The 23,230-nt window shown below is 69.3% G+C and carries 21 protein-coding genes; 9 read left to right on the top strand and 12 right to left on the bottom strand.

Features of this window, described 5'->3' with window-relative positions; all coding sequences use genetic code 11:
* Positions 1-34: 34 nt before the first annotated feature.
* From gyrB to dnaA, 6 genes are all read right to left on the bottom strand, one after another.
* Entirely contained in the window at positions 35-2,065 is a 2,031-nt protein-coding gene (gyrB, locus tag G5C51_RS08315) for a DNA topoisomerase (ATP-hydrolyzing) subunit B (RefSeq protein ID WP_165234220.1), read from the bottom strand.
* A gap of 306 nt (positions 2,066-2,371) precedes the next feature.
* A complete protein-coding gene (locus tag G5C51_RS08310) occupies positions 2,372-2,935 on the bottom strand; it encodes a DciA family protein (protein WP_165234217.1) in 564 nt (187 codons plus the stop codon).
* Positions 2,932-4,062 (bottom strand): DNA replication/repair protein RecF, encoded by a 1,131-nt coding sequence (gene recF / locus G5C51_RS08305; RefSeq protein ID WP_165234214.1) that lies wholly within the window; start codon positions 4,060-4,062, stop codon positions 2,932-2,934. The genes G5C51_RS08310 and recF overlap by 4 nt, the downstream gene beginning before the upstream one ends.
* A 40-nt stretch (positions 4,063-4,102) precedes the next feature.
* A complete protein-coding gene (gnd, locus tag G5C51_RS08300) occupies positions 4,103-4,981 on the bottom strand; it encodes a phosphogluconate dehydrogenase (NAD(+)-dependent, decarboxylating) (protein WP_165234211.1) in 879 nt (292 codons plus the stop codon).
* Between the two features lie 52 nt (positions 4,982-5,033).
* Positions 5,034-6,173: a DNA polymerase III subunit beta gene (dnaN, locus tag G5C51_RS08295; protein ID WP_165234208.1), complete on the bottom strand. Its 1,140-nt coding sequence runs from the start codon at positions 6,171-6,173 to the stop codon at positions 5,034-5,036.
* Positions 6,174-6,989: 816 nt separating this feature from the next.
* Positions 6,990-8,915 carry a chromosomal replication initiator protein DnaA gene (gene dnaA / locus G5C51_RS08290; RefSeq protein ID WP_420824789.1) on the bottom strand — a complete coding sequence of 642 codons (1,926 nt, stop codon included), beginning with the start codon at positions 8,913-8,915 and terminating at the stop codon, positions 6,990-6,992.
* 424 nt (positions 8,916-9,339) lie between these two features.
* Here dnaA and rpmH point away from each other — a divergent pair, with 424 nt between their 5' ends.
* From rpmH to G5C51_RS08245, 9 genes are all read left to right on the top strand, one after another.
* Complete coding sequence (rpmH, locus tag G5C51_RS08285; RefSeq protein ID WP_009716483.1) at positions 9,340-9,477, top strand: 50S ribosomal protein L34; 138 nt, start codon at positions 9,340-9,342, stop codon at positions 9,475-9,477.
* 15 nt (positions 9,478-9,492) lie between these two features.
* Positions 9,493-9,861, top strand: a complete 369-nt coding sequence (gene rnpA / locus G5C51_RS08280; protein WP_165234202.1) for a ribonuclease P protein component — start codon at positions 9,493-9,495, stop codon at positions 9,859-9,861.
* On the top strand, positions 9,858-10,154 hold the full coding sequence (gene yidD, locus G5C51_RS08275) for a membrane protein insertion efficiency factor YidD (protein ID WP_165234199.1): 297 nt from the start codon (positions 9,858-9,860) through the stop codon (positions 10,152-10,154). Before rnpA ends, yidD begins: the two co-directional genes overlap by 4 nt.
* Positions 10,155-10,157: 3 nt before the next feature.
* Positions 10,158-11,423, top strand: a complete 1,266-nt coding sequence (gene yidC, locus G5C51_RS08270) for a membrane protein insertase YidC (protein ID WP_165234196.1) — start codon at positions 10,158-10,160, stop codon at positions 11,421-11,423.
* Positions 11,424-11,537: 114 nt separating this feature from the next.
* Positions 11,538-11,996, top strand: coding sequence for a Jag family protein (locus G5C51_RS08265; protein WP_206313601.1), 459 nt, complete (start codon positions 11,538-11,540; stop codon positions 11,994-11,996).
* 67 nt (positions 11,997-12,063) lie between these two features.
* Positions 12,064-12,786, top strand: coding sequence for a 16S rRNA (guanine(527)-N(7))-methyltransferase RsmG (gene rsmG / locus G5C51_RS08260; RefSeq protein ID WP_165234190.1), 723 nt, complete (start codon positions 12,064-12,066; stop codon positions 12,784-12,786).
* A gap of 384 nt (positions 12,787-13,170) precedes the next feature.
* Complete coding sequence (locus G5C51_RS08255; protein ID WP_276617607.1) at positions 13,171-14,100, top strand: ParA family protein; 930 nt, start codon at positions 13,171-13,173, stop codon at positions 14,098-14,100.
* Positions 14,097-15,203 carry a ParB/RepB/Spo0J family partition protein gene (locus G5C51_RS08250; protein ID WP_165234187.1) on the top strand — a complete coding sequence of 369 codons (1,107 nt, stop codon included), beginning with the start codon at positions 14,097-14,099 and terminating at the stop codon, positions 15,201-15,203. Before G5C51_RS08255 ends, G5C51_RS08250 begins: the two co-directional genes overlap by 4 nt.
* 273 nt (positions 15,204-15,476) lie before the next feature.
* Positions 15,477-16,094 carry a GNAT family N-acetyltransferase gene (locus G5C51_RS08245; protein ID WP_165234185.1) on the top strand — a complete coding sequence of 206 codons (618 nt, stop codon included), beginning with the start codon at positions 15,477-15,479 and terminating at the stop codon, positions 16,092-16,094.
* 124 nt (positions 16,095-16,218) lie between these two features.
* On the opposite strand, the gene trxA is transcribed toward G5C51_RS08245, so the two are convergent.
* The 6 genes from trxA to murJ all read right to left on the bottom strand — a co-directional run bounded on the left by trxA (position 16,219) and on the right by murJ (position 23,220).
* Entirely contained in the window at positions 16,219-16,548 is a 330-nt protein-coding gene (trxA, locus tag G5C51_RS08240) for a thioredoxin (protein WP_165234182.1), read from the bottom strand.
* 44 nt (positions 16,549-16,592) lie between these two features.
* Complete coding sequence (gene trxB / locus G5C51_RS08235; protein ID WP_165234179.1) at positions 16,593-17,573, bottom strand: thioredoxin-disulfide reductase; 981 nt, start codon at positions 17,571-17,573, stop codon at positions 16,593-16,595.
* Between the two features lie 115 nt (positions 17,574-17,688).
* Entirely contained in the window at positions 17,689-18,633 is a 945-nt protein-coding gene (locus G5C51_RS08230; protein ID WP_165234149.1) for a zf-HC2 domain-containing protein, read from the bottom strand.
* Positions 18,630-19,298, bottom strand: a complete 669-nt coding sequence (gene sigM / locus G5C51_RS08225) for an RNA polymerase sigma factor SigM (protein WP_165234146.1) — start codon at positions 19,296-19,298, stop codon at positions 18,630-18,632. The genes G5C51_RS08230 and sigM overlap by 4 nt, the downstream gene beginning before the upstream one ends.
* A 28-nt stretch (positions 19,299-19,326) precedes the next feature.
* The gene (locus tag G5C51_RS08220) at positions 19,327-20,961 is read right to left on the bottom strand and encodes a protein kinase family protein (RefSeq protein ID WP_165234143.1); all 1,635 of its coding nucleotides are present in this window, start codon (positions 20,959-20,961) and stop codon (positions 19,327-19,329) included.
* A 120-nt stretch (positions 20,962-21,081) separates the two neighbouring features.
* Entirely contained in the window at positions 21,082-23,220 is a 2,139-nt protein-coding gene (gene murJ, locus G5C51_RS08215; RefSeq protein WP_338118060.1) for a murein biosynthesis integral membrane protein MurJ, read from the bottom strand.
* Positions 23,221-23,230: the final 10 nt, after the last annotated feature.

Raw genomic sequence — 23,230 nt, 5'->3', positions numbered from 1 at the left:
CCTTGTCTGGTTCGTAAGGCCTTGAGCGGCCGACTCAGATGTCGAGGAAGCGGACGTCCTTGGCGTTCCGCTGGATGAACGAGCGGCGCGCCTCCACGTCCTCGCCCATCAGGATCGAGAACAGGTCGTCGGCCGCGGCCGCGTCGTCCAGCGTCACCTGCCGCAGCACGCGGTGGTCGTAGTCCATCGTGGTGATGCGCAGCTCCTCGGCGTTCATCTCGCCGAGGCCCTTGAAGCGCTGCACCGAGTCGTCCTTGATCCGCTTGCCCTGCGAGCGGCCCAGCTCGATCAGCTGGTCGCGCTCGCGGTCGGAGTACGCGTACTCGAACTCGTCCCGGGTCCACTTGATCTTGTACAGCGGCGGCTGCGCCAGGTAGACATGCCCGCCCTCGATCAGCGGCCGCATGAACCGGAACAGCAGCGTGAGCAGCAGCGTCTGGATGTGCTGGCCGTCGATGTCCGCGTCGGCCATCAGCACGATCTTGTGATAGCGCAGCTTGCCCAGGTCGAAGTCCTCGTGGATGCCCGTGCCGAAGGCCGAGATCAGCGCCTGCACCTCGGTGTTCTGCAGCACCTTGTCGATACGGGCCTTCTCGACGTTCAGGATCTTGCCGCGGATCGGGAGGATCGCCTGGTACTTCGGGTTCCGGCCGGACTTCGCCGAGCCGCCGGCCGAGTCGCCCTCGACGATGAAGATCTCGCACTTCGTCGGGTCGTTGGACTGGCAGTCGCTCAGCTTGCCCGGCAGCGACGCCGACTCCAGCAGGCCCTTGCGCCGGGTCAGGTCACGCGCCTTGCGGGCGGCGACCCGGGCCGTGGCGGCCTGGATGGACTTGCGGATGATGTCCGCGGCCTCGTTGGGATTACGGTCCAGCCAGTCCGTCAGGTGCTCGTGCGTGACCTTCTGGACGAAGGTCTTCGCCTCCGTGTTGCCCAGCTTGGTCTTCGTCTGGCCCTCGAACTGCGGCTCGCCCAGCTTGACGGAGATGATCGCCGTAAGACCCTCGCGGATGTCCTCACCCGTGAGGTTGTCGTCCTTCTCGCGCAGCAGCTTCTTGTCGCGCGCGTAGCGGTTGATCAGGCCCGTCATCGCGGCGCGGAAGCCCTCTTCGTGGGTACCGCCCTCATGGGTGTGGATGACGTTCGCGAAGCTGTAGACACCCTCGCTGAACTGCGAGTTCCACTGCATCGCGATCTCGACCGAGATCTTGCGCTCCGGGTCGGACGCCTCGAAGTCGATCACCGTCGGGTGCACCGGCTCGCCCTTGCGCGAGTTCAGGTGCTTCACGAAGTCGACGATGCCGCCCTCGTAGCAGTACGTGACGCTGCGGGCCTTGTCGTCGTCGGCGGTGTCCGCCGTGTCCGCGCCCGAGGTCTGCTTCGCCGACTCGCGCTCGTCCGTCAGCGAGATGGTCAGGCCCTTGTTCAGGAAGGCCATCTCCTGGAAGCGGCGCGACAGCGTCTCGAAGGAGTACTCGGTGGTCTCGAAGATGTCGCCGTCGGCCCAGAACGTGACCGTGGTGCCGGTCTCCGACGTGGCCTCGTGCTTGGCGAGCGGCTCGACCGGGACACCCAGCTTGTAGTCCTGCGTCCAGCGGTAGCCGTCCGTGCTGATGTCCACGGCCAGCCGCGTCGACAGCGCGTTCACGACGGAGACACCCACGCCGTGCAGACCGCCGGAGACCGCGTACCCGCCGCCGCCGAACTTGCCGCCCGCGTGCAGCACGGTGAGCACGACCTCGACCGCCGGCTTCTTCTCCACCGGGTGGATGCCCACCGGGATGCCGCGGCCGTTGTCGGTCACCCGCACGCCGCCGTCGGCGAGCAGCGTCACGTTGATCGTGTCGCAGTAGCCCGCCATCGCCTCGTCCACGGCGTTGTCCACGACCTCTTGCACCAGGTGGTGCAGGCCGCGCTCGCCGGTCGAGCCGATGTACATGCCCGGTCGCTTGCGAACCGCGTCCAGGCCCTCCAGCACGGTGATCGCGCTGGCATCGTACGACTGCTTGTTGGACTCGTTGGAGTTGCCGGAATCGGCCACGAAGCGCCCTTTCTGGCACAGCACGGGCCACTCTTCCGCACGCGGGGGCATGCGGGAGCGGCCACGTCATTTCGACTTTTCCGCAAGTGGGCGGGTTGCTCTCCAGTGTACCGGTAGCCGGGGACAGAATGGCGGTTTGCCGGGCCCTGAAGCAGCATGTGCCGCCTTGGATCCCGTCCTTCCGAGTCCCCACACACAGGCCGGGCCTCCAGAAGCCTCTGAGCGCCGCTCAGCGCTTCGGGCCGTCAACCCGGATCGACTGTGACCGAAGTCACGCCCTTCACATGCATATGACGGCGCCTCGCGCGTACGCCGGCCGCCCCGAGAGGGTCATCCGTACGTGTCCCCGGGCCCCTGGCTGCCCGGCGCCCGCAGCCGGCCGCCGTACCGCTGCGGTGGACCGCCCGGCCCCTGCACCTTGATGAACGTGACCGTCCCCTGGCCCAGCTCCTGGTTCAACCGGGCCACGAACTGCGGCGCCAGCAGCCGCATCTGCGTCGCCCACGCCGTCGAGTCGCAGCGCACCACCAGCACCCGCTCCTCCTCGTCGTACCGCTCGGGCGCGCAGTGCTGCGCCACCTCCGGTCCGACGAGCTGCGGCCAGCGCCCCATCACGCCGCCCACCGCGGCCGGCGCCTCCCAGCCGCGCTCGGTGATCAGCCGGCTCACCGCCGCGCCGAACGACAGCGGGTCCCGCCCGTCCGCCCGCGCCCCGGACCGCAGCCCGCCACCGCGGCGCGCCTGCCGCTTCTGCTGCGCGGCCGCACCCCGGGCGCGTGCCTGCTCCTTGGCGGCGCGCAGCGCCACCCGGGCGAGGTCGACGCCGGAGGGCTCGGGGGTCTTGGGCGCTTCCGCAGGCTGCGACGTCTCTTCGGGGCCGGGACCGTCGGTCATACGCGCTCCACCGCCCCGTCCGCCACCGCGAACCGCGTCCCGCTCAGCACACCGGGCACATCCTCGTCCACCGCCGCCGTCACCAGCACCTGCTCGCCCGGCGCCACCAGCTCCGCCAGCCGCTCCCGGCGCCGCACATCCAGCTCCGCGAACACGTCGTCCAGCACCAGCACCGGCTCCGCACCCTCCGCGCTCAGCAGCTCGTACGACGCCAGCCGCAGCGCCAGCGCGTACGACCACGACTCGCCGTGCGACGCATAGCCCTTCGCGGGCAGCTGCCCCAGCTTCAGCACCAGATCGTCCCGGTGCGGCCCGACCAGCGTCACCCCACGCTCGATCTCCTGCTTACGGGCCTCCGCCATCGCCCGCAGCAGCAGCTCGCACAGCTCCTCCCGGGTCGACGCCGCGGCGAGCGCCTCGCCCACCGACGACCGGTACTCCAGCGCCACCGGACCGCCGCCCGGGGCCAGTTGCTCGTACGCCTTGTCGGCAAGAGGCTGCACCGAACCGACCAGATCCAGGCGCTGCGCGAGCAACTCCGCGCCCGCCCGCGCCAGATGCTGATCCCAGACGTCCAACGTGGACAGATCCATCTGCCGGCCGCCGTGCCTGCGCGCCATCGCCGCCGTCTTCAGCAGCGTGTTCCGCTGCTTGAGCACCCGCTCGTAATCGCTGCGCACCCCCGCCATTCGCGGCGACCGCGCAGTGATCAGCTCGTCCAGGAAGCGCCGCCGCTCACCCGGATCGCCTTTGACGAGCGCCAGGTCCTCGGGCGCGAACAGCACCGTCCGTACGACACCGAGCACCTCGCGCGGCCTGACCTGCGACGATCTGTTCAGCCTGGCCCGGTTCGCCTTGCCGGGGTTCAGCTCCAGCTCCACCAGCTGGGAGCGCTCGCCCTGCGTCACCGCCGCCCGGATCACCGCCCGCTCGGCGCCCATCCGCACCAGCGGGGCGTCGGAGGACACCCGGTGGCTGCCCAGCGTCGCCAGATAGCCGACCGCCTCGACCAGATTCGTCTTCCCCTGGCCGTTCGGGCCCACGAAAGCCGTCACGCCCGGGTCGAGAGGGACCTCGGCCCGGGCGTACGAACGGAAGTCGGCGAGCGACAGATGCGTGACGTGCATACGGCTGCGCGGACCTCCCCCTGCTACTGCTCCTGAACTGCTACTTCTTGCTCTCCACGGCGTGACCGCCGAACTGGTTCCGCAGCGCGGCGATCATCTTCATCTGCGGCGAGTCGTCCTGCCGCGAGGCGAAGCGGGCGAACAGCGACGCGGTGATCGCGGGCAGCGGCACCGCGTGGTCGATCGCGGCCTCCACGGTCCAGCGGCCCTCGCCGGAGTCCTGCGCGAAGCCGCGCAGCTTCTCCAGGTGCTCGTCGTCGTCCAGCGCCCGGACCGCCAGGTCCAGCAGCCAGGAACGGATGACCGTGCCCTCCTGCCAGGAGCGGAAGATCTCGCGCACGTCGGTGACCGAGTCCGCGGCCTCGAGCAGCTCCCAGCCCTCGGCGAAGGCCTGCATCATCGCGTACTCGATGCCGTTGTGAACCATCTTGGCGAAGTGCCCCGCGCCGACCTTGCCGGCGTGCACGCTGCCGAACTCGCCCTCGGGCTTCAGCGCATCGAAGATGGGCTGCACCTTGGCGACATTCTCGGCGTCCCCGCCGTACATCAGCGCATAGCCGTTCTCCAGGCCCCACACGCCGCCCGAGACGCCGCAGTCGACGAAGCCGATGCCCTTGGCGGCCAGCTCCTCCGCATGCTTCTCGTCGTCGGTCCAGCGCGAATTGCCGCCGTCGACGACCACGTCGCCGGGCTGCAGCAGCTCGCCCAGCTCATCGACGGTCGACTGCGTGGCGGCACCCGCCGGCACCATCACCCACACGACGCGCGGCCCCTCGAGCCGCTCCACCAGCTCCTTGAGGCTGGATACGTCGGCGAGCTCCGGGTTCCGGTCGTATCCGATGACGGTGTGGCCTGCGCGGCGAATGCGCTCGCGCATATTGCCGCCCATCTTGCCGAGGCCGACGAGACCGAGCTCCATTAGTGACCCTTCCCAGCGAAATGTCCGTAGCGTCTACGAGCCTACGCCCGGGTCAGCCGCTCAGCCTCACGGGCATGATCAGGTACTTGTACTGGTCGTCCGCCTCGGCGTCCACGGCCGGCTTGCCGCTGAGCAGCGCGGGCTTGGTGGACGTGGTGAAGGCCAGCTGGGCGACCGGGGAATCGATCGCGCTCAGGCCGTCCAGCAGGAACGTCGGGTTGAAGGCGATCGAGATGTCATCGCCCTCCAGCGTCGCGTCCACCCGCTCCACAGCCTGTGCGTCGTCGGAGGACCCGGCCTCCAGGGTCAGCACACCCTGCTCGAAGCTCAGCCGCACCGGCGTATTGCGCTCGGCCACCAGGGCGACGCGCTTCACGGCCTCCACGAACGGCGCCGTCTCGATCACCGCCACCGAATTGAACTCGGTGGGGAAGAGCGTCTTGTACTTCGGCAGATCGCCTTCCAGCAGCCGGGTGGTGGTTCGCCGCCCGGCGCCCTCGAAGCCGATCAGGCCCTCGCCCGCACCTGAACCCGCCAGCGCGATCGTGACGGTGTCACCGCTGGTCAGGGACTTGGCGGTGTCGAGGAGCATCTTCGCCGGGACCAGCGCCACCGAGGAGGCGTCGGCGGTCTCCGGCTTCCACAGGAACTCGCGGACCGCGAAGCGGTAGCGGTCGGTGGAGGCCAGTGTGACCGTGTCGCCCTCGATCTCGATGCGCACACCGGTGAGCACCGGGAGGGTGTCGTCCCGCCCTGCGGCGACGGCCACCTGCTGGACGGCGGCGGAGAAGACCTCGCCGGGGACGGTGCCGGTCGCGGTGGGCATCTCCGGCAGCGCCGGATACTCCTCCACAGGCAGCGTGTGGAGTGTGAATCGCGAGGAGCCGCACACCACGGTGGCGCGGACGCCGTCGGATGAGATCTCCACAGGCCTGTTGGGAAGTGCGCGCGAGATGTCGGCGAGCAGCCGGCCGGAGACCAGCAGCTGGCCCTCCTCCTCGACCTCGGCCTCGACCGAGACCCGGGCCGACACCTCGTAGTCGAAGCCGGACAGGCTCAGGGTGCCCTGCTCCTCGGAGTCGGCCTTCAGCATCAGGCCGGCGAGCACAGGCGTCGACGGGCGGGCAGGCAGGCTGCGAGCTGCCCAGGCCACCGCCTCTGCGAGTACGTCGCGCTCCACACGGATCTTCAACGGGACCGCCTCCTGCAGTACGCCGGCTCTTCTGTCTGCGGGGAACAGTCTGACGTACGGCACCGACAGCGTGGGGACGGTCCCGGTCAACTCGTCTCAGCCCGCCTCGGCTCGCGATCCCCAACTTGTGCACAGGCCCCGCTTCGAAGCGAATCCCGGGCTAGATATCCGTAGAGGTAGTAGTAGGGCCTGTGGACACCGTGGAAAACCGTGTCTGTGCAGGTCAGCCCCACTTTTTTGCCCACAGGTGCTGTGGGCGGTGCCGGTGGACAACCCGGTGATTCTGTGGACCGGCCGATTCTGTGCACAGCGGATTCACAGCCAAGGCCGTCTTAGCCACAGCTCCATCCCCAGATTTACCCCCTTCCCACACAGGCCAACCGACCCCCTTGGTGTGACAGCTTTCACACGTACCGGTGAAGGGGCGCGTTGCGTTGCCGAACAGTGGACAGCGGTGTGGAAAAGGTGTGGACAGTATTGATTCTGCTGTGGGCGGCCTGTGGGCGGTGAGGTGCGGCCTCCTGTGGACGCAACCTCCGTCCCCAGTCTGTGGACATCTTCTGACCACAAATCCACACGCTGCTGAACTGGATCATCGCGGGTTATCCCGACCGGGTCCACAAGCCTACGTGGGTAACTTCGGCCCTCCCCAGGGTGTGGACGGCCGATCATGGCGCAGCGTGTGGAGAAGTCCATGCACAGGCTGTGGATTCGAACAGCGAAGAGCCCCCAGGGAGTTCGAGGACTCGATCCCTGGGGGCTCGGAGGGCTTGAGAGGGCTTGAGAGGGCTTGAAGGGGCGTCTGAGGAGCCGCTGTCAGCTGTTCTTGATGCGGTTCGTGAGCTCGGTGACCTGGTTGTAGATGGACCGCCGCTCGGCCATGAGGGCGCGGATCTTGCGGTCCGCGTGCATCACGGTCGTATGGTCGCGGCCGCCGAACTGGGCGCCGATCTTCGGCAGGGAGAGGTCGGTCAGCTCCCGGCACAGATACATGGCGATCTGCCGGGCCGTCACGAGCACGCGGCTGCGGGATGAGCCGCACAGGTCGTCCACGGTCAGGCCGAAGTAGTCGGCCACGGAGCTCATGATGGCCGGCGCGGTGATCTCGGGGGCCGCGTCCTCGCCGCCGGGGATGAGGTCCTTGAGGACGATCTCCGTAAGGCCGAGGTCGACCGGCTGCCGGTTGAGCGACGCGAAGGCCGTGACGCGGATGAGGGCGCCCTCGAGCTCGCGGATGTTGCGGGAGATGCGGGAGGCGATGAACTCCAGTACCTCCGGCGGTGCGTTGAGCTGCTCTTGTACGGCCTTCTTGCGGAGGATCGCGATCCGGGTCTCCAGCTCGGGCGGCTGGACGTCGGTGATCAGGCCCCACTCGAAGCGGTTGCGCAGCCGGTCCTCCAGGGTGACCAGCTGCTTGGGCGGCCGGTCACTCGACAGCACGATCTGCTTGTTGGCGTTGTGGAGCGTATTGAAGGTGTGGAAGAACTCCTCCTGCGTCGACTCCTTGGAGGCCAGGAACTGGATGTCGTCGACGAGCAGGATGTCCATGTCGCGGTAGCGCTTGCGGAAGGTGTCCGCCTTGCCGTCGCGGATGGAGTTGATGAACTCGTTGGTGAACTCCTCGGAGCTCACGTATCTGACCCGGGTGCCCGGGTAGAGGCTGCGGGCGTAGTGGCCGATGGCGTGCAGCAGATGCGTTTTGCCGAGGCCGGATTCGCCGTAGATGAAGAGCGGGTTGTACGCCTTGGCCGGGGCTTCGGCGACGGCGACCGCGGCCGCGTGGGCGAAGCGGTTGGAGGCGCCGATGACGAAGGTGTCGAAGAGGTACTTCGGGTTCAGCCGGGCGGTCGGCTCGCCGGGCCCGGTCGCGGGCGCCGGTTGCGCGGCGAGCGGCCCCGGGGCGCCGCTGGGCGCGGGGAGCTCGGCGCTGCCGAGGGAGACGGCGCCGGGGGAGCCGGGGAGCGGCGGGGGCGTCTGGCTGGGGAGCTGGGGGCGGCGGCCGTACGGGTCGTGCTGCCGCTGGCCGCTGTTGTAGTCGCCCTGGTTGTAGTCGCCGTGGCTCGGGGCGGTGTGGTTCGGCGCGGAGTGGCCGGGGCCGCCGTGCTGGTCCGGGGGCTGCTGGCGCGGGAAGGCCGGCGGCTCGGGGCGGTGGCTCTGGTGGCTGCCGGGGCCCTGGTGTCCTTGGTGGTTCTGCTGCCCGGGGCCGGGCTGCTGCGGGGCGGGCGGCGCGGCGCGGGGCCAGGCGGCGGGCTCGGGGTGGTGCTGCTGCGCGTACTCCGGGTAGGCCGGGCGGGCCGTGGGCAGCTGCGCCTCGTCCTGGCCGCGGCCGTAGTCGTCGCGCGGAGTGTGGCCGTAGTCATAGTCGGCCGGGGGCTGGGGTGCCTGGGGCGCTTGTGACTGGTGGGGCGGCTGGTGCTGCTGCGGGGCCGGCTGGTGGTGCTGGGGCTGGCCGGGGACGGCCGGCTGCTGATGCTGCTGCTGCGCGGGCGGCGGCGTGGGCTCGGCTTCCGCGGGGCTGACGGTGATGGCGAGCCCGATGGGCTGGCCGCAGGCCCGGCTGAGCGCGTCGCTGATCGCGGGGGCGAGCCGCCCTTCGACGACGCCCTTGGCGTATTCATTGGGTACGGCGATGACCGCGGTGCCCGCCACCAGGACGAGCGGCTGGCAGTCGCGCAGCCAGCGCTGGTCCTTTGCCTCTACGGCCTGACCACCTGGTCCCCCGTCGAGCAGCTCTTCGAGCACGCGTGGCCACACTGCCGCCAGGTCTGCAGGTAGGTCAGCCACAGGGCACTCTCTCACTCGCTGCGCGGGGTGAACGCCCGGTAGGGCGGGATTGACGGCGGGAACTCGCCACGCTACTCAGCCTGGCCTGCACCATTCAAGTCGTTGTCCACAGGGGTGTGCATGATTGTCCGGCGCCGCCCGGGTCCTTGTCCTGGGCCCGGACCGGTTTCCTTGCCGGTTTGACCGGAAGGTACAGGCGCACGTACCGTAGCGAGGTCGAGTTGTCGACGGCTGCTGCCGCCTGCCTCCGATCGGCCGGCGCCGCACAGATCTTCACCTGTCAGGCGTATTGCGAGCCACTCGCGGGCGCACGGTGCCAGCCGTCGGCTCTACACACACCGTCTCGTAACCCGCGAGATCCAAGCTTTTCTGGAGCCCCCGAGTGAGCAAGCGCACTTTCCAGCCGAACAACCGCCGTCGCGCCAAGACCCACGGCTTCCGGCTGCGTATGCGTACCCGCGCCGGCCGCGCGATTCTCGCGTCCCGCCGTAGCAAGGGTCGCGGCCGCCTTTCCGCCTGATCCGTGGTCTGAACCGTGCTGCCTGCTGAGCATCGGCTGAGGCGGCGCGAGGACTTCGCGACCGCGGTACGACGAGGGCGCCGGGCCGGGCGCCCGCTCCTCGTCGTCCATATGAACAGCGGTACGGGCCCGCACGCACCGGGGGACATTGGTCCTCCGGCGCGTGCGGGTTTCGTCGTCAGCAAGGCAGTGGGCGGCGCGGTCCAGCGCAACCTCGTGAAGCGTCGGCTGCGTCACCTGATGCGGGACCGGCTCCCGGAGCTGCCCGCGGGTAGCCTGGTGGTCGTACGCGCGCTGCCGGGCGCGGCCACGGCTGATCACGATCAGCTGGGCAGCGATCTGGATTCGGCGCTGCGGCGACTGCTCGGAAGGGCGCCGCTATGAAGTACCCGCTGCTTTTGCTGATCAAGATCTACCAGTGGACCATCAGCCCGCTCCTGGGGCCGGTCTGCAAGTACTACCCGTCGTGCTCGCACTATGGCTTCACGGCCATCGACCGGCACGGCGCGGTGAAAGGCACGGCCCTGACCGCTTGGCGCATCCTGCGCTGCAACCCGTGGTCGCTCGGCGGAGTCGACCACGTACCGCCCCGTAAGCATCCGGTCTGGCACCGGCGTCTGCGTCTTTGGATGAGCAGGCGCAGAGGCGAGACTCAGCCCAAGGCCCAAGGAGCCTGATTAGTGGACACGATCCTCAATCCTCTCTATATCGCGGTCTCCTGGATCATCGTCCAGTTCCACAGCCTGTACTCGCTTGTCTTCGACGCGAGCAGCGGCTGGGCCTGGGGTCTGTCCATCGTCTCCCTGGTGGTCGTGATCCGTATCTGCCTGATCCCGCTCTTCGTGAAGCAGATCAAGGCGACGCGGAACATGCAGGTTCTGCAGCCGAAGATGAAGGAGATCCAGGAGCGCTACAAGAACGACAAGCAGCGCCAGTCCGAGGAGATGATGAAGCTCTATCGGGAGTCGGGTACGAACCCGCTCTCGAGCTGTCTCCCGATCCTGGCGCAGTCGCCGTTCTTCATCGCGCTCTTCCAGGTGCTGAACAAGATCGCCGGTAACCACGAGGTCGGCGTTCTCACCCAGGAGCAGGTCTCGCAGGCCCGCGAGGCGCACGTCTTCGGTGCGCCGATCGCGGCGAAGTTCATGGACAGCGCGAGCAAGGTCCAGGAGCTGGGCGCCACGCTGACCGATGTCCGCGTCGTCACGGTCATCATGATCGTTCTGATGTCGGCGTCGCAGTTCTACACGCAGCGTCAGCTGATGTCGAAGAACGTCGACACCTCGGTGAAGACGCCCTTCATGCAGCAGCAGAAGATGCTGATGTACATCTTCCCGGTCATGTTCGCCGTCTTCGGCATCAACTTCCCGGTCGGTGTCCTCATCTACTGGCTGACCACCAACTTCTGGACGCTCTGCCAGCAGATGTACGTGATCAAGCGCAACCCGACGCCGGGCAGCTCCGCGCAGCGGGAGCTGCTCGAGAAGATGGCGCCGCGGATCGTGTCCCACGGCGGTGTGCGCTCCCGGCACGACCGGGCGATCGTCAAGGCCATCGCGCTCAAGGAGGACAAGTCGCGCGCGGAGGCCGAGCGGAGTTTCGTCAGCACGCTGGCGAAGTCCCAGCTGGTGGCGAACGAGGACGGCTCGGTCGTGAAGGGCGAGCCCAAGCCCCCGGCTGAGGAGCGTGCGGCGCGCCGGCAGCAGCCGAAGCGGCAGCCGAAGTCGAAGCGGCAGACGGGCGGCCAGACCGGTGGCCAGCCGGGCCAGGCGCCCTCCGACGATGAGCAGGACGGCGGCGGCAAGCCGAAGTCCGGCCAGCCGAAGGATGCCAAGCCGTCCGGCTCCGGCTCGTCCGGCTCGGGCTCCGGCAACCAGCGCAGCCGGGCGAAGTCCGGTCAGCGCAAGGGCCAGCAGCGCCCCAAGTCCCCGTCCTCGAAGAAGTAAGCAAGAAGGAGTCCTGAAGTGACGGACACCCCGACCGCCGTTCCCGAGGCGGACGCGGCCGACGCGACCGACGTCCCCGACACGGCTGACGAGGCCACGGACGGTCTTTCCCGCCTGGAGCAGGAGGGCGAGATCGCGGCCGACTACCTCGAGGGGCTGCTGGACATCGCCGACCTCGACGGTGACATCGACATGGATGTGGAGGGCGACCGCGCCTCCGTGTCGATCATCAGCGAGGGCGACAGCCGCGACCTGCAGAAGCTGGTGGGCCGCGACGGTGAGGTGCTGGAGGCGCTCCAGGAGCTGACCCGACTGGCGGTGCACCGGGAGACGGGCGACCGCAGCAGGCTGATGCTGGACATCGCCGGCTTCCGGGCCCGCAAGCGGGAGCAGCTGACGGAGCTCGGCACCAAGGCGGTCGACGAGGCGAAGCAGACCGGCGAGCCGGTGAAGCTGCCGCCGATGTCGCCGTTCGAGCGCAAGGTGGTGCACGACGCGGTGAAGGCCGCCGGGCTGCGCAGCGAGTCCGAGGGCGAGGAGCCCGAGCGTCGCGTGGTTGTGCTGCCGGCCTGAGTCGGACCGGCCCGGCCTGACCCGGCCGGTCAGGTGACACCCGTATTGCCAGTGAGAGGACGGTTCCGTGACGGACACGGCTGAGCTGCCGCCCGCCCCTGAGGCGGCTCAGAAGGTCTTCGGCGACCGGCTTCCGGACGCGGTGCGGTACGGCGAGCTGCTGGCGGAAGCCGGGGTGCGGCGCGGCCTGATCGGGCCGCGCGAGGTGCCCCGGCTGTGGGAGCGGCACCTGCTGAACTGCGCGGTGCTCTCCGAGGTGGTTCCGGAGGGCGTGACGGTCTGCGACGTGGGCTCGGGGGCCGGCCTGCCGGGCATTCCGCTGGCGCTGGTGCGGCCTGACCTGCGGATTACGCTGCTGGAGCCGCTGCTGCGGCGGACCACCTTCCTGCAGGAGGTCGTGGAGCTGCTCGGCCTGGACCATGTGTCGGTGGTCCGGGGGCGGGCAGAAGAGGTGCTGGGCACCTTCGAGCCGGTGCATGTGGTGACGGCGCGGGCAGTGGCCCCGCTGGAGCGCCTGGCCGGCTGGGGAATCCCGCTGCTGCGCCCGTACGGGGAGATGCTGGCACTGAAGGGCGACACGGCGGCAGAGGAACTGCAGGCGTCGAAGGCGGCGCTGGCGAAGCTGGGCGTCGAGGAGACCTCGGTCGCGCAGGTGGGGGTCGGCGTGGTGACGCCGCCATCGACGGTGGTGCGCGCCGTGGTGGGTGAGAGCCCGGGCGGTGTGCGGTTCGCGGCGAAGCGGGCACGAGCGGCCAGAAGGTCGCCGGGGAAGGCCCGCCGGCGGCGCTGAAGATCACACCGGGCTCTGCTGTCCGGTTTGTTCCTTTAATGCGGCTCATTCCAATTTCGGAGTGTCTGCCGCAGCGTGCGACGCGCCGCGTGCATCGTGTTTCACGTGAAACGTCGCTCACTACTGCCGGGAATCCTGAATCGTGGGCGTGAGGCCGCCGAGTCTCATGGCCCGCCGTCGGGATTTGACCGAGATTCATCCACAGGAGAACGGGGCTCGCTGGTTCCTACCCCCGACGGCATGGCAGGCTCTGTGCATCGCGAGTCTGAAGTCGAGGAGAGTGAATCCTTGCGGTCCGACGCTAACGTCGCGGGCCCGATGGCCGATCCGGTCCCCGGTCCGCGTTCCGAAACGGTGGATGTTTCACGTGAAACACCACCCCCGATGGACGACACCCCCATCGGTCGTGCCGCTCAGCTCGCCGTTGAGGCGCTGGGGCGGGCGGGCGAGGGCCTGCCTCGCCCGGAACAGACCCGGGTGATGGTCGTCGCCAACCAGAAGGGTGGGGTCGGCAAGACCACCACCACCGTCAACCTGGCCGCATCCCTGGCGCTGCACGGCGCCCGGGTGCTGGTCATCGACCTCGACCCGCAGGGCAATGCCTCCACTGCCCTCGGCGTCGATCACCATTCCGAGGTTCCCTCGATCTACGACGTCCTGGTAGAGGGGAAGCCGCTCGCGGACGTGGTGCAGCCGGTCCCGGACGTGGAGGGACTCTTCTGCGCCCCTGCCACGATCGATCTGGCCGGTGCGGAGATCGAGTTGGTCTCGCTGGTGGCCCGCGAGAGCCGGCTGGAGCGGGCGATCAGCGCATACGAGCAGCCGCTGGACTATGTCTTCATCGACTGCCCGCCCTCACTGGGGTTGCTGACAGTGAACGCGTTGGTGGCCGGCGCCGAGGTGCTGATTCCGATCCAGTGCGAGTACTACGCGCTGGAAGGGCTGGGCCAGCTGCTGCACAACGTGGATCTGGTCCGCGGCCACCTGAACCCGAAGCTGCATGTCTCGACGATTCTGCTGACGATGTACGACGGCAGGACGCGGCTCGCCTCGCAGGTGGCCGACGAGGTGCGCGGGCACTTCGGCAAGGAGGTCCTGCGCACGAGCATCCCGCGCTCGGTGCGTATTTCGGAGGCCCCCAGTTACGGGCAGACGGTGCTGACTTACGATCCTGGATCGAGCGGATCGCTGTCGTACCTGGAGGCGGCGCGGGAGATCGCGCTGCGCGGTGTCGGGGTCAGCCATGACTCCGTGCCGGCCCAGCCGAGCGGCGGCGCTCAGGGTGGAACACGTCATGACGGAGGGGCGCAGTGACGGAACGACGAAGAGGGCTTGGCCGCGGCCTCGGCGCGCTGATTCCCGCGGCTCCGACAGGCAGTGATGCCGGTCCCCTCGTGGGGGGTGCGACGACGTCACCAGGTGCGGTGCCGGTCATAGTGTCGGAGCGCGATCTGCCCTCCCCCACGGTGCCGGAGGCGCCCGCGGAGGCAGATTCGATTCCGCCGCAGGACATCGGCGAGCCCCAGGAGTCCCCCGCAGAGGTGCCGGGCGTCGACGAGGTGGCCGGTGCGCACTTCGCCGAGGTCCCGCTCGATGCGATCACGCCGAACCCTCGCCAGCCACGCGAGGTCTTCGACGAGGACGCCCTCGCCGAACTGGTCACTTCCATCCAGGAAGTCGGCCTTCTGCAGCCCGTGGTGGTCCGGCAGCTGGGTCCGGAGCGGTACGAGCTCGTCATGGGCGAGCGCCGCTGGCGGGCCTGCCGCGAGGCCGGCCTGGCCCGTATCCCCGCCATCGTCCGGCAGACGGACGACGAGAAGCTGCTGCTCGACGCGCTGCTGGAGAACCTGCACCGCGCCCAGCTGAATCCGCTGGAAGAGGCTGCCGCCTACGACCAGCTGCTGAAGGACTTCAGCTGCACGCATGACGAGCTCGCCGACCGCATCGGCCGCTCGCGTCCGCAGGTCACCAACACGCTGCGGCTGCTGAAGCTGTCGCCGAAGGTGCAGCAGCGGGTTGCCGCCGGGGTGATCTCGGCCGGGCATGCCCGCGCCCTGCTGTCCGTGGAGGACTCGGACACCCAGGACCAGCTGGCGCACCGGATCGTGGCCGAGGGGCTCTCGGTGCGGTCGGTGGAGGAGATCGTGACCCTCATGGGGGCGCGCCCGAAGTCCGCCAAGCCGAAGGGACCGCGGGCCGGCAGCCGGATGTCCCCCGCGCTGGTGGACCTCGCCTCCCGGCTCTCGGATCGCTTCGAGACCCGGGTGAAGGTCGACCTGGGCCAGAAGAAGGGGAAGATCGTCGTCGAGTTCGCCTCGATAGAGGATCTGGAGCGGATCCTCGGCTCGATCGCTCCGGGCGAGGGCAAGGTGCTCGAGAAGCGCCTGGCCGAGGAGGACGCGGACGACGAGGAGTGAGCCCGGCCCCTTGCAGGGGGCTGAGGGCGGAGAGCGGGTCGTGTACGTACACGACCCGCTCTTTACGTTGTGGTGGGTAACGCCGCAGTCATCCCCTCGATACGATGCGTAGGCGTGTGGAGGGGGGACGGCCATGCGAACGGTGAGCCGCACCGGACTGGTAACCGTGGGCCTCGGCCTGGGTGCCGTGAGCGGGTTCATTGGCAGTCTGATCCGCGAGCGAGGCGCCTTGGCCGCTGCGCGAGGTGCTCCGGGAGGAGAGGAACGCAATTCATGGGGCGACGTCTCGCGCCGCTTACGCTCGACAACCTTCCTGACGTCCCCAAGCGGTGCAGATCCTGTGTCTTCTGGGAGCTCGATCCTGTCAGCGGAGAAGCCGCGGTAAAGGCCGGCCGTCCGGAGCTGGAGAAGGAAGCCTGGATCTCCGGTGTGCTGCTGGAGTGGGGGTCCTGCGGCCGGGTCGTCTATGTCGACGACGTGCCGGCGGGCTTCGTGATGTACGCACCGCCCGCGTATGTCCCGCGTTCCACCGCCTTCCCGACGAGCCCGGTGTCGGGCGATGCCGTCCAGCTGATGACGGCCTGGCTGATGCCGGGCTATCAGGGGCAGGGGCTGGGTCGGGTGCTCGTGCAGACGGTGGCGAAGGATCTGCTCCGGCGGGGCGTGAAGGCGATCGAGGCCTTCGGTGATGCGCAGTGGCGGGAGCCGGCCTGTGTGCTTCCTGCCGAGTATCTGGCCGCCGTGGGCTTCAAGACCGTACGGCAGCATCCGCGCTATCCACGGCTGCGGCTCGAGCTGCGGACGACGCTCTCCTGGAAGGAGGACGTCGAGCTGGCGCTGGACAAGCTTCTCGGGGCCGTTCAGAAGGATCCGGTCCTCCGACCCCTCTGAAGGGCTGCCGGGCGCTCAGGCGGGCATACAGGGGCATATCAGGGCAGGCAAACGGAAGGGCCCGACCCCCAGCTGGGGATCGGGCCCTTCTTGGCGTGTGTTTCACGTGAAACACACGCGGAAATCAGCCGATGAAGTCGGCGAGATCGCGCTCCAGCGCGGCCTTCGGCTTCGCACCGACGATCGTCTTCACGACGTCGCCGCCCTTGTAGACGTTCATCGTCGGGATCGACATGATGCCGTACTTCGCGGCGGTCGCCGGGTTCTCGTCGATGTTCAGCTTGACGACGGTGATCTTCTCGGGGTTCTCCGCGGCGATGGCCTCGAGCGACGGGGCGATCTGGCGGCACGGACCGCACCAGGCGGCCCAGAAGTCGACCAGCACAGGCTTGTCGCTCTTGAGGACCTTCTCCTCGAAGTCTGCGTCGGTTGCGGTGACCGTGGCACCGGCCATGGTGTTCTCCTTACCTCGGGTGTTGCGCTGGCGGGGTGGGTGGATCAGACGGCGGAGGCGGCCGTCTTCTCCGGCTCGGCGGTCTTCTCACCGTCCATGAGGGCGGCGAGGAAGCGCTCGGCGTCCAGGGCGGCGGAGCAGCCCGTGCCGGCGGCGGTGATCGCCTGGCGGTAGGTGTGGTCGACGACGTCGCCCGCAGCGAACACCCCAGGGATGTTGGTGCGGGTCGAGGGCGCGTCCACCGTCAGGTAGCCCTCGTCATCCAGGTCCAGCTGGCCGGTGAAGAGTTCCGTCCGCGGGTCGTGTCCGATGGCGATGAACAGACCCGTCACCGCGATCTCGGACTTCTCGTCCGTCTTCACGTTCCGCAGCGTGAGGCCGGAGAGCTTGTTCTCGCCGTGGATCTCGGTGACCTCGCTGTCCCAGATGAACGAGATCTTCGGGTCGGCGAAGGCGCGCTCCTGCATGGCCTTGCTGGCACGAAGCTCGTCCCGACGGTGGACGACCGTCACGGACTTGGCGAAGCGGGAGAGGAAGGTGGCCTCCTCCATGGCGGTGTCGCCGCCGCCCACCACGACGATGTCCTGGTCGCGGAAGAAGAAGCCGTCACAGGTCGCGCACCAGGAGATGCCGCGGCCGGAGAGCTCGTCCTCACGCGGCAGCCCGAGCTTGCGGTGCTGGGAGCCGGTGGAGACGATCACGGTCTTCGCGCGGTGGACGGTGCCCGCGGTGTCGGTCACCGTCTTGATCTCCCCCGTCAGGTCGGCGGAGACGATGTCGTCCGGCACCAGCTCGGCGCCGAAGCGCTCCGCCTGGGCCCGCATGTTGTCCATGAGGTCCGGCCCCATGATGCCGTCCCGGAAACCGGGGAAGTTCTCCACGTCGGTGGTGTTCATCAGCGCGCCGCCGGCGGTGACAGCTCCCTCGAAGACGAGGGGCTGAAGAGCCGCGCGGGCGGTATAGAGCGCCGCGGTGTATCCCGCGGGCCCCGAGCCGATGATGATCACGTTGCGGACGTCGCTCACGGGAATCTTCCTTGTCTCCTGCCGGGCAGCTGTCGATCTTTTCGCTACTTGGTGCGGCTTCCACCCCACCCAACGGATCCTACGGCCCGGGCATTCCCGGTGCCGCACGCCACGGCTACGGGCGCGGGTAGGTGGACTTCTGCAGCAGCTCGGAAGGGGTTCCCGGCTCGGTGACACAGATGGCCGAGACGGCGTACGCGTCGACCTGTGCGCGGTCGCCGGGGTGCGGCAGCACGACGACGTAGATCTGCTGGCCCCGGATGGTGTTCTCGTTGACGGCGACCGGTTGCTCGGAGCGGTGGATCACGTCACGGATGCAGGTGGGTACGACAGGTGCGTCGCGGTGATCCTCGCCCTTGGGCGTCCCCTTGACGGTGGCATCGCCGCTGCCTTCAAGGGTGTCGTTGTCGGGCGCCTCGAGGAGGGTCTTGACCCTGTCGCCCAGTTCCGCGCGCGAGATGGACGGCGCCATCTTGCCGCTCGCTGCGCCCTCCTTCGCGACTCCTGCGTCGTCGCTGGATCCACCTCCGGCTCCGTCCACTGCGACGGACCCCAGCCAGACGCCGCCGGCGATGACTGCGACGGAGGCGGCGACGCTCAATGCGAGCCGGGCGCCACGTCCTCGTTGCTTTCCTCCCGGGTGCGATCGTCCGGGTCGGGTCGAAGCGGAGGCGTGGCCGGCGGGACGGTCCGCGGTGCGCGGTCGGGGCAGCCCGGTCGTCGTTTCACGTGAAACAGCGCTCGGCTCGTCCTCCGTTTCACGTGAAACCGCATCCGGCCCCGACGCCGTTTCACGTGAAACAAGCGCCTCGGCGGCCAGCGCCGCGTCGATACGGGTGGCGATGTCCTCCGGCATGGCGGCCGGACCCGGCAGATTGCCGAGCAGTCCGCGGATCTCATCCAGCGAGGCTTCGATGTCCGCGCAGACATCGCACTCCGCGAGATGCGCGCGCACAGCGCTGCTCTGCTCTGGCGGGAGCAGTCCCTCGGCGAGTGCGGAGATGTCCGCGACCTCCGGGTGCCCGTCCGTGGAGGCGGACGGGTGGGCTTCCGATGTCACGGGATCTCACCTCCGCCCTTGACGATGCTGTTCTCCGGCGGATCTGCGGGACCTGCCGTCTGTGGGACGGATGCGTCATCCGTCTGGTTCCGCTTGGGGCGCAGGTGCGTCAGCAGCGGCAGCAGCCGGGCCCGGCCGCGGGCGCACCGGCTCTTCACCGTGCCGACGGGAGTCTCGAGGATCTCAGCCGCCTCGGCCACCGGATACCCCTGCATGTCGACGAGGATGATGGCGGCGCGCTGCTCGGCGGGGAGGGTAGCGAGGGCGGCGAGGAGCTCGCGGTTGAGGTCGCGGCGCTCTGCGGGGGCGGCGGCCGACTCGGCGGGTTCCAGCAGTTGCTCGAAGCGGTCGGTGTCGGCGACGGGCGAGGTGCGGCGGGTGGCGGCCTTGCGGGCCCGGTCGAGACAGGCGTTGACCGTGATGCGGTGCAGCCACGTTGTGACGGCCGACTGGCCGCGGAACGTATGGGCGGCCCGGTAGGCGGATACGAGCGCGTCCTGGAGGGCGTCAGCGGCTTCCTCGCGGTCCCCGAGCGTACGCAGCGCCACGGCCCAGAGCCGGTCGCGGTGGCGCCTGACTATCTCTGCGAAGGCATCGGGGTCACCGGAGACGTGGCGGGAGAGGAGCTCGCGGTCGTCCGCGGCGCTGCCGCCGGCGTGGTCCACCGTCTGCCCCCTCCCCTGGTGCTCATCGTCAGTCCTTGACCTTGATATCCGAGATCTTGCCGCGGAACTCACCGTTGTTCTGCGGCAGCTCGGTGAGCCAGACAAGAACGTACCGCGTCATGACAGCCTTCTTCGGCCTCAGCGTGACATCGGTTCCGTTACCACTCGCAATACGTGTGAAGCCGTCCAGGGACGTGGGCATGGCCGAGGCGCTCTTCGGTGCCGCCATCGCCTGGAGCTTGGTGTCGCCGATGGCCTTCACGTCGACGCTCCCCACCCGCTGGACCTTGCCGAGATCCAGGATGAGGCCGACGCCCGGCTTGAGATTGCCGAACTTCGCGGAGGTGTACCACTGGGTCTGCCAGAAGGTGCCGGCATCCCCGTCGATGGCATTGCCGGTCCGCTCGGGGTTCTCCTCGCCGTTGCCCGGAGTGGGCGGGTCGAAGTCCTTCACCTTCTCGATGGCGATGGGCTTGCCGTCCTTGCCGCCCGGGTCGTCGTTGCCCTGCGTCTGGCCGGAGTCGTCGGACGACGTCCCCTGGTTCATGAGCGTGTCGGCGAGCTGCCAGCTGCCGAGGGCCAGCGCGGCGATCAGCAGCCCCGAGACGCTCCACTTGACCGCCTTGCCGGTGCGGCCGGGCAGCGCGGGCGGCGCCGCGGCCGCCTGGGCCCCGATGCCGGGACGTCCACCCGGGCCGTTCGCGCCCGGGCGGGCGTACGAGCCCTGCTGATAGGTCGTCCGCCCGCCGCGCGGCGGCAGGCTGTAGTGGGTCTCCGGCGGCCGGATCCGCGGCATCGCGGCGACGGCCTCGGCGAGCTCCTCGGGCGTGGTGCACGGCGGCTCCAGCCGGGAGGGGGTGGCGCCGTCGTTGACCAGCGCCCGCATGGCGAGCTCGGACAGGCCGCGGTGCACGCCGGCACGCACCTGGTCCGGCGCGATCAGCCCGACCTGCTTGGGCAGCCCGCTGAGTCCGTACGCGTCGTCCTCGTACGGCCAGCGGCCGGTGAGCCCGGCGTAGAGGAGGGCGCCGATCGCTTCCGTGTCGTCGCGCTGCGGGTGGTCCGAGCTGAGGCCGCGCAGGGCGGCGAGGATGGCCAGGCCGCGGATGCGGTACTGGCCGGACGAGGTGCGCAGCACCGAAGCGGGGGTCAGAGCCAGGTGGGCCAGACCCTCCCGGTGGGCCGCGGCGACGGCCTGGGAGATCTGGCTGACGAGCTGATAGGCGTCGTGCGGCTCAAGCGGCTGGCCGGTGGCGAGCAGCGTGGACAGCTCGGTGGCGTCGGGGAGCCACTCGTGGACGACGTAGACGAGCTGCTCCTCCTCGACGGCATCGAGGACTTGCACGAAGCGCGGGTCACCGAGCAGCGCCGAGGAACGGGCCGCGGCGAGCACCGGGCGGGCACGCGGGTGTTCGGCCGGCAGCACGTGGACGCCGACGGCGCGGCGCAGCTTTTCGTCCACCGCCCGCCAACTGCTGAATCCATCCAGACGGGTGAGGCATTCTTCGAGGCGGTAGCGCCCGGCCAGCTTGTGGCCACTGTGCAGCTCGGGTGGCGACGGATTCTCCGAGGCCTCGTCCGCGCCGCCGTTCCCCTCCGCGTCACTCACCGGGTCCTTGCCACCTGCCGCGTCGTCGACGGCCGCCGTACTACGATCCGCCACCGTCGTTCCAGCCTCCCCATTCCATGTGCGTCACCGCCACGAGCCAAGACAATTGTGCCCACACGTTGCCGTTAAGCACGACACGCGGTGGCTGCCGATGGTTGCGCGTATACCCCGCTTTTAGCGGCCGAGGCGGCCGCGCACCATCCCGACCAGTGTGTTGAGCTCCTCGACCCGCAGCCGCTTGGCGGCCACGTAGAAGACTGCGAGGAGCACGGCCCCACCGACGACGGTGGCGGCGAGGGCCGAGAAGAATCCGTCTCCGAGCGCTCCGAGGATCACCCAGGAAAGCATGCCGCTGATGAGCGCCGCCGGAATGCTGGCGAAACACAGGCGGGCGTAAGTGCGGACGACGCGGGCGCCGTCGAGATCGCCGCCGGTGCGCTTCTTGAGCCGGGCCCAGGCGACGCCCACGCCGACCGCGTAGGCGAGCCCGTAGGCGGCGGCCATGCCGGCGACGGCGAACTGGTCGGGCAGCAGCACGTAGGCGATCGCTGAGACGCCCGCGGAGACCGCGGCGACGATCAGGGTGTTGTAGAAGGGCGTCCGGGTGTCCTCGTACGCGTAGAAGCCGCGGAGGACGACGTACTGCACGGAGAAGGGGATGAGCCCGAGGCCGAAGGCCATCAGGACGTAGCCGAAGGACCGGGCGGTGTCGTGGCCGGCGGAGCCGAACATCAGCAGACACATCGGCACGCCGAGAGCGAGCAGACCGAAGGCGATCGGCACGATGGCGACCGCGGAGGTGCGCAGCCCGTGCGAGATGTCATCGCGGACCGCCGCGAACTCGCCGTCGGCGGCCGCCCGGGAGATCCGCGGGAGCAGCGCCGCCATCACCGAGACCGTGATGATCGCCTGCGGCATCTGCCAGATCAGCAGAGCGCTCTGGTACGCGGTGATGCCGCTGCCGGGGTGCTCCTTGCCGGCGGCCTTGCCGGCCGCGGTGGCGAGCTGGGTGACGACGATGTTGCCGAGCTGGTTGGCGAGGACGAAGAGGACCGTCCACTTGGCGAGCTTCGCGGACTTGCCGAGGCCCTTGCCCTTCCAGTCGAAGCGCGGCCGGACCTTGAAGCCGGTCTCCCGCAGGTACGGGATCATCGCGAGCGCCTGGACGACGAGGCCGAGCAGGGTGCCCGCGCCGAGGAGGCGGACGGCCTCCGGCGGGATGTTGTCCTCGGTGAGGCCGGAGGAGCTGTTCGTCCCGTACACCCACAGGAAGAGGGCGAGGGTGCCGATGACGACGACGTTGTTGAGGACCGGGGTCCACATCATGGCGCCGAAGCGGCCGCGGGCGTTGAGGATCTGCCCCATCACCACGTGGATGCCCATGAAGAGGATCGTGGGCAGGCAGTAGCGGGCGAAGGTGACGGCGACCGCGTTGGCGTTCGCGTCGTTGGCGATTGGTGTCGACAGCAGCCGCACCAGCAGCGGGGCGGCGAAGAACGCGATGAGGGCGAGCGCGCTGAGGAGGACGGTGACGATGGTCAGCAGCCGGTTGGCGAAGGCCTCGCCACCGTCGTCGTCGTCCTTCATCGAGCGGACCAGCTGCGGCACGAAGACGGAGTTGAGGCCGCCGCCGATGGTCAGGATGTAGATCATCGTCGGCAGCGTCCACGCGACGGTGTACGTGTCGTTGAGGGTGGCGCCGCCGAGCGCCGCGACGAGCATCAGCTGCCGCAGGAACCCTGTTACACGTGAAACGAGCGTGCCCGCCGCCATGACGGCGCTGGACTTGGCGATGGACGCCACCTTGCCGCCGCGCTGGCCGGGCACCGCCGGCTGCGCGGGCTCCGGCTGCTCCTGCCCGTATGGCTGCTGTGCGGCGTGGGCGCCCTGGTCGCGGTAGAGGTGCGCGAACGCGTCCGGCTCCTGCTGCTGGTCGCCGGCGCGGGTGACGAGGTCGTCGACGCCGAGGTACATGGTGCCGGTGGAGGCGTCCCCGTACGGCAGATGCCGGCCGGGCCCGTCCGGCTCCGGCGCGGGCGCCTGGCCCCACAGCCGGGGGTCGGGAGCGTGCTCGGGCGCCGGCGGCTGCTGGTACAGCGGCTGCGCCGGCGGCTGGCTGCCGGGCGGCGGCGGAGGGTGCGCGGCCTGGTCGTAATAGGCGTCGGTCAGCGGATCCGGCTCGCGGTAGGGGTCGTACGCATACGCGTCCTGGACATACGGATCCTGCGCCTGCGGCTCGCCGGTCTGCGGGTCCTGGGCGTACTGATTCGGTGCGGGCGACTGGGCGGGCGGCTGCCCGGGCGGCGGCGGCACCGAATCAGTA

This window comes from Streptomyces coryli, assembly GCF_011044975.1.
Classification (GTDB): Bacteria; Actinomycetota; Actinomycetes; order Streptomycetales; family Streptomycetaceae; genus Streptomyces; species Streptomyces coryli.
The sequence above is the reverse complement of the archived record's forward strand: the minus strand, read 5'-3'. Positions and strand labels throughout refer to the sequence as shown.

Bases quoted from the DNA above. Each gene is read 5' to 3' on its own strand.
- G5C51_RS08310 (WP_165234217.1), bottom strand. From the start codon at position 2,935: ATGACCGACGGTCCCGGCCCCGAAGAGACGTCGCAGCCTGCGGAAGCG.
- recF (WP_165234214.1), bottom strand. From the start codon at position 4,062: ATGCACGTCACGCATCTGTCGCTCGCCGACTTCCGTTCGTACGCCCGG.
- gnd (WP_165234211.1), bottom strand. From the start codon at position 4,981: ATGGAGCTCGGTCTCGTCGGCCTCGGCAAGATGGGCGGCAATATGCGC.
- yidD (WP_165234199.1), top strand. From the start codon at position 9,858: ATGAAGTACCCGCTGCTTTTGCTGATCAAGATCTACCAGTGGACCATC.
- G5C51_RS08255 (WP_276617607.1), top strand. From the start codon at position 13,171: ATGGACGACACCCCCATCGGTCGTGCCGCTCAGCTCGCCGTTGAGGCG.
- G5C51_RS08245 (WP_165234185.1), top strand. From the start codon at position 15,477: ATGGGGCGACGTCTCGCGCCGCTTACGCTCGACAACCTTCCTGACGTC.
- trxA (WP_165234182.1), bottom strand. From the start codon at position 16,548: ATGGCCGGTGCCACGGTCACCGCAACCGACGCAGACTTCGAGGAGAAG.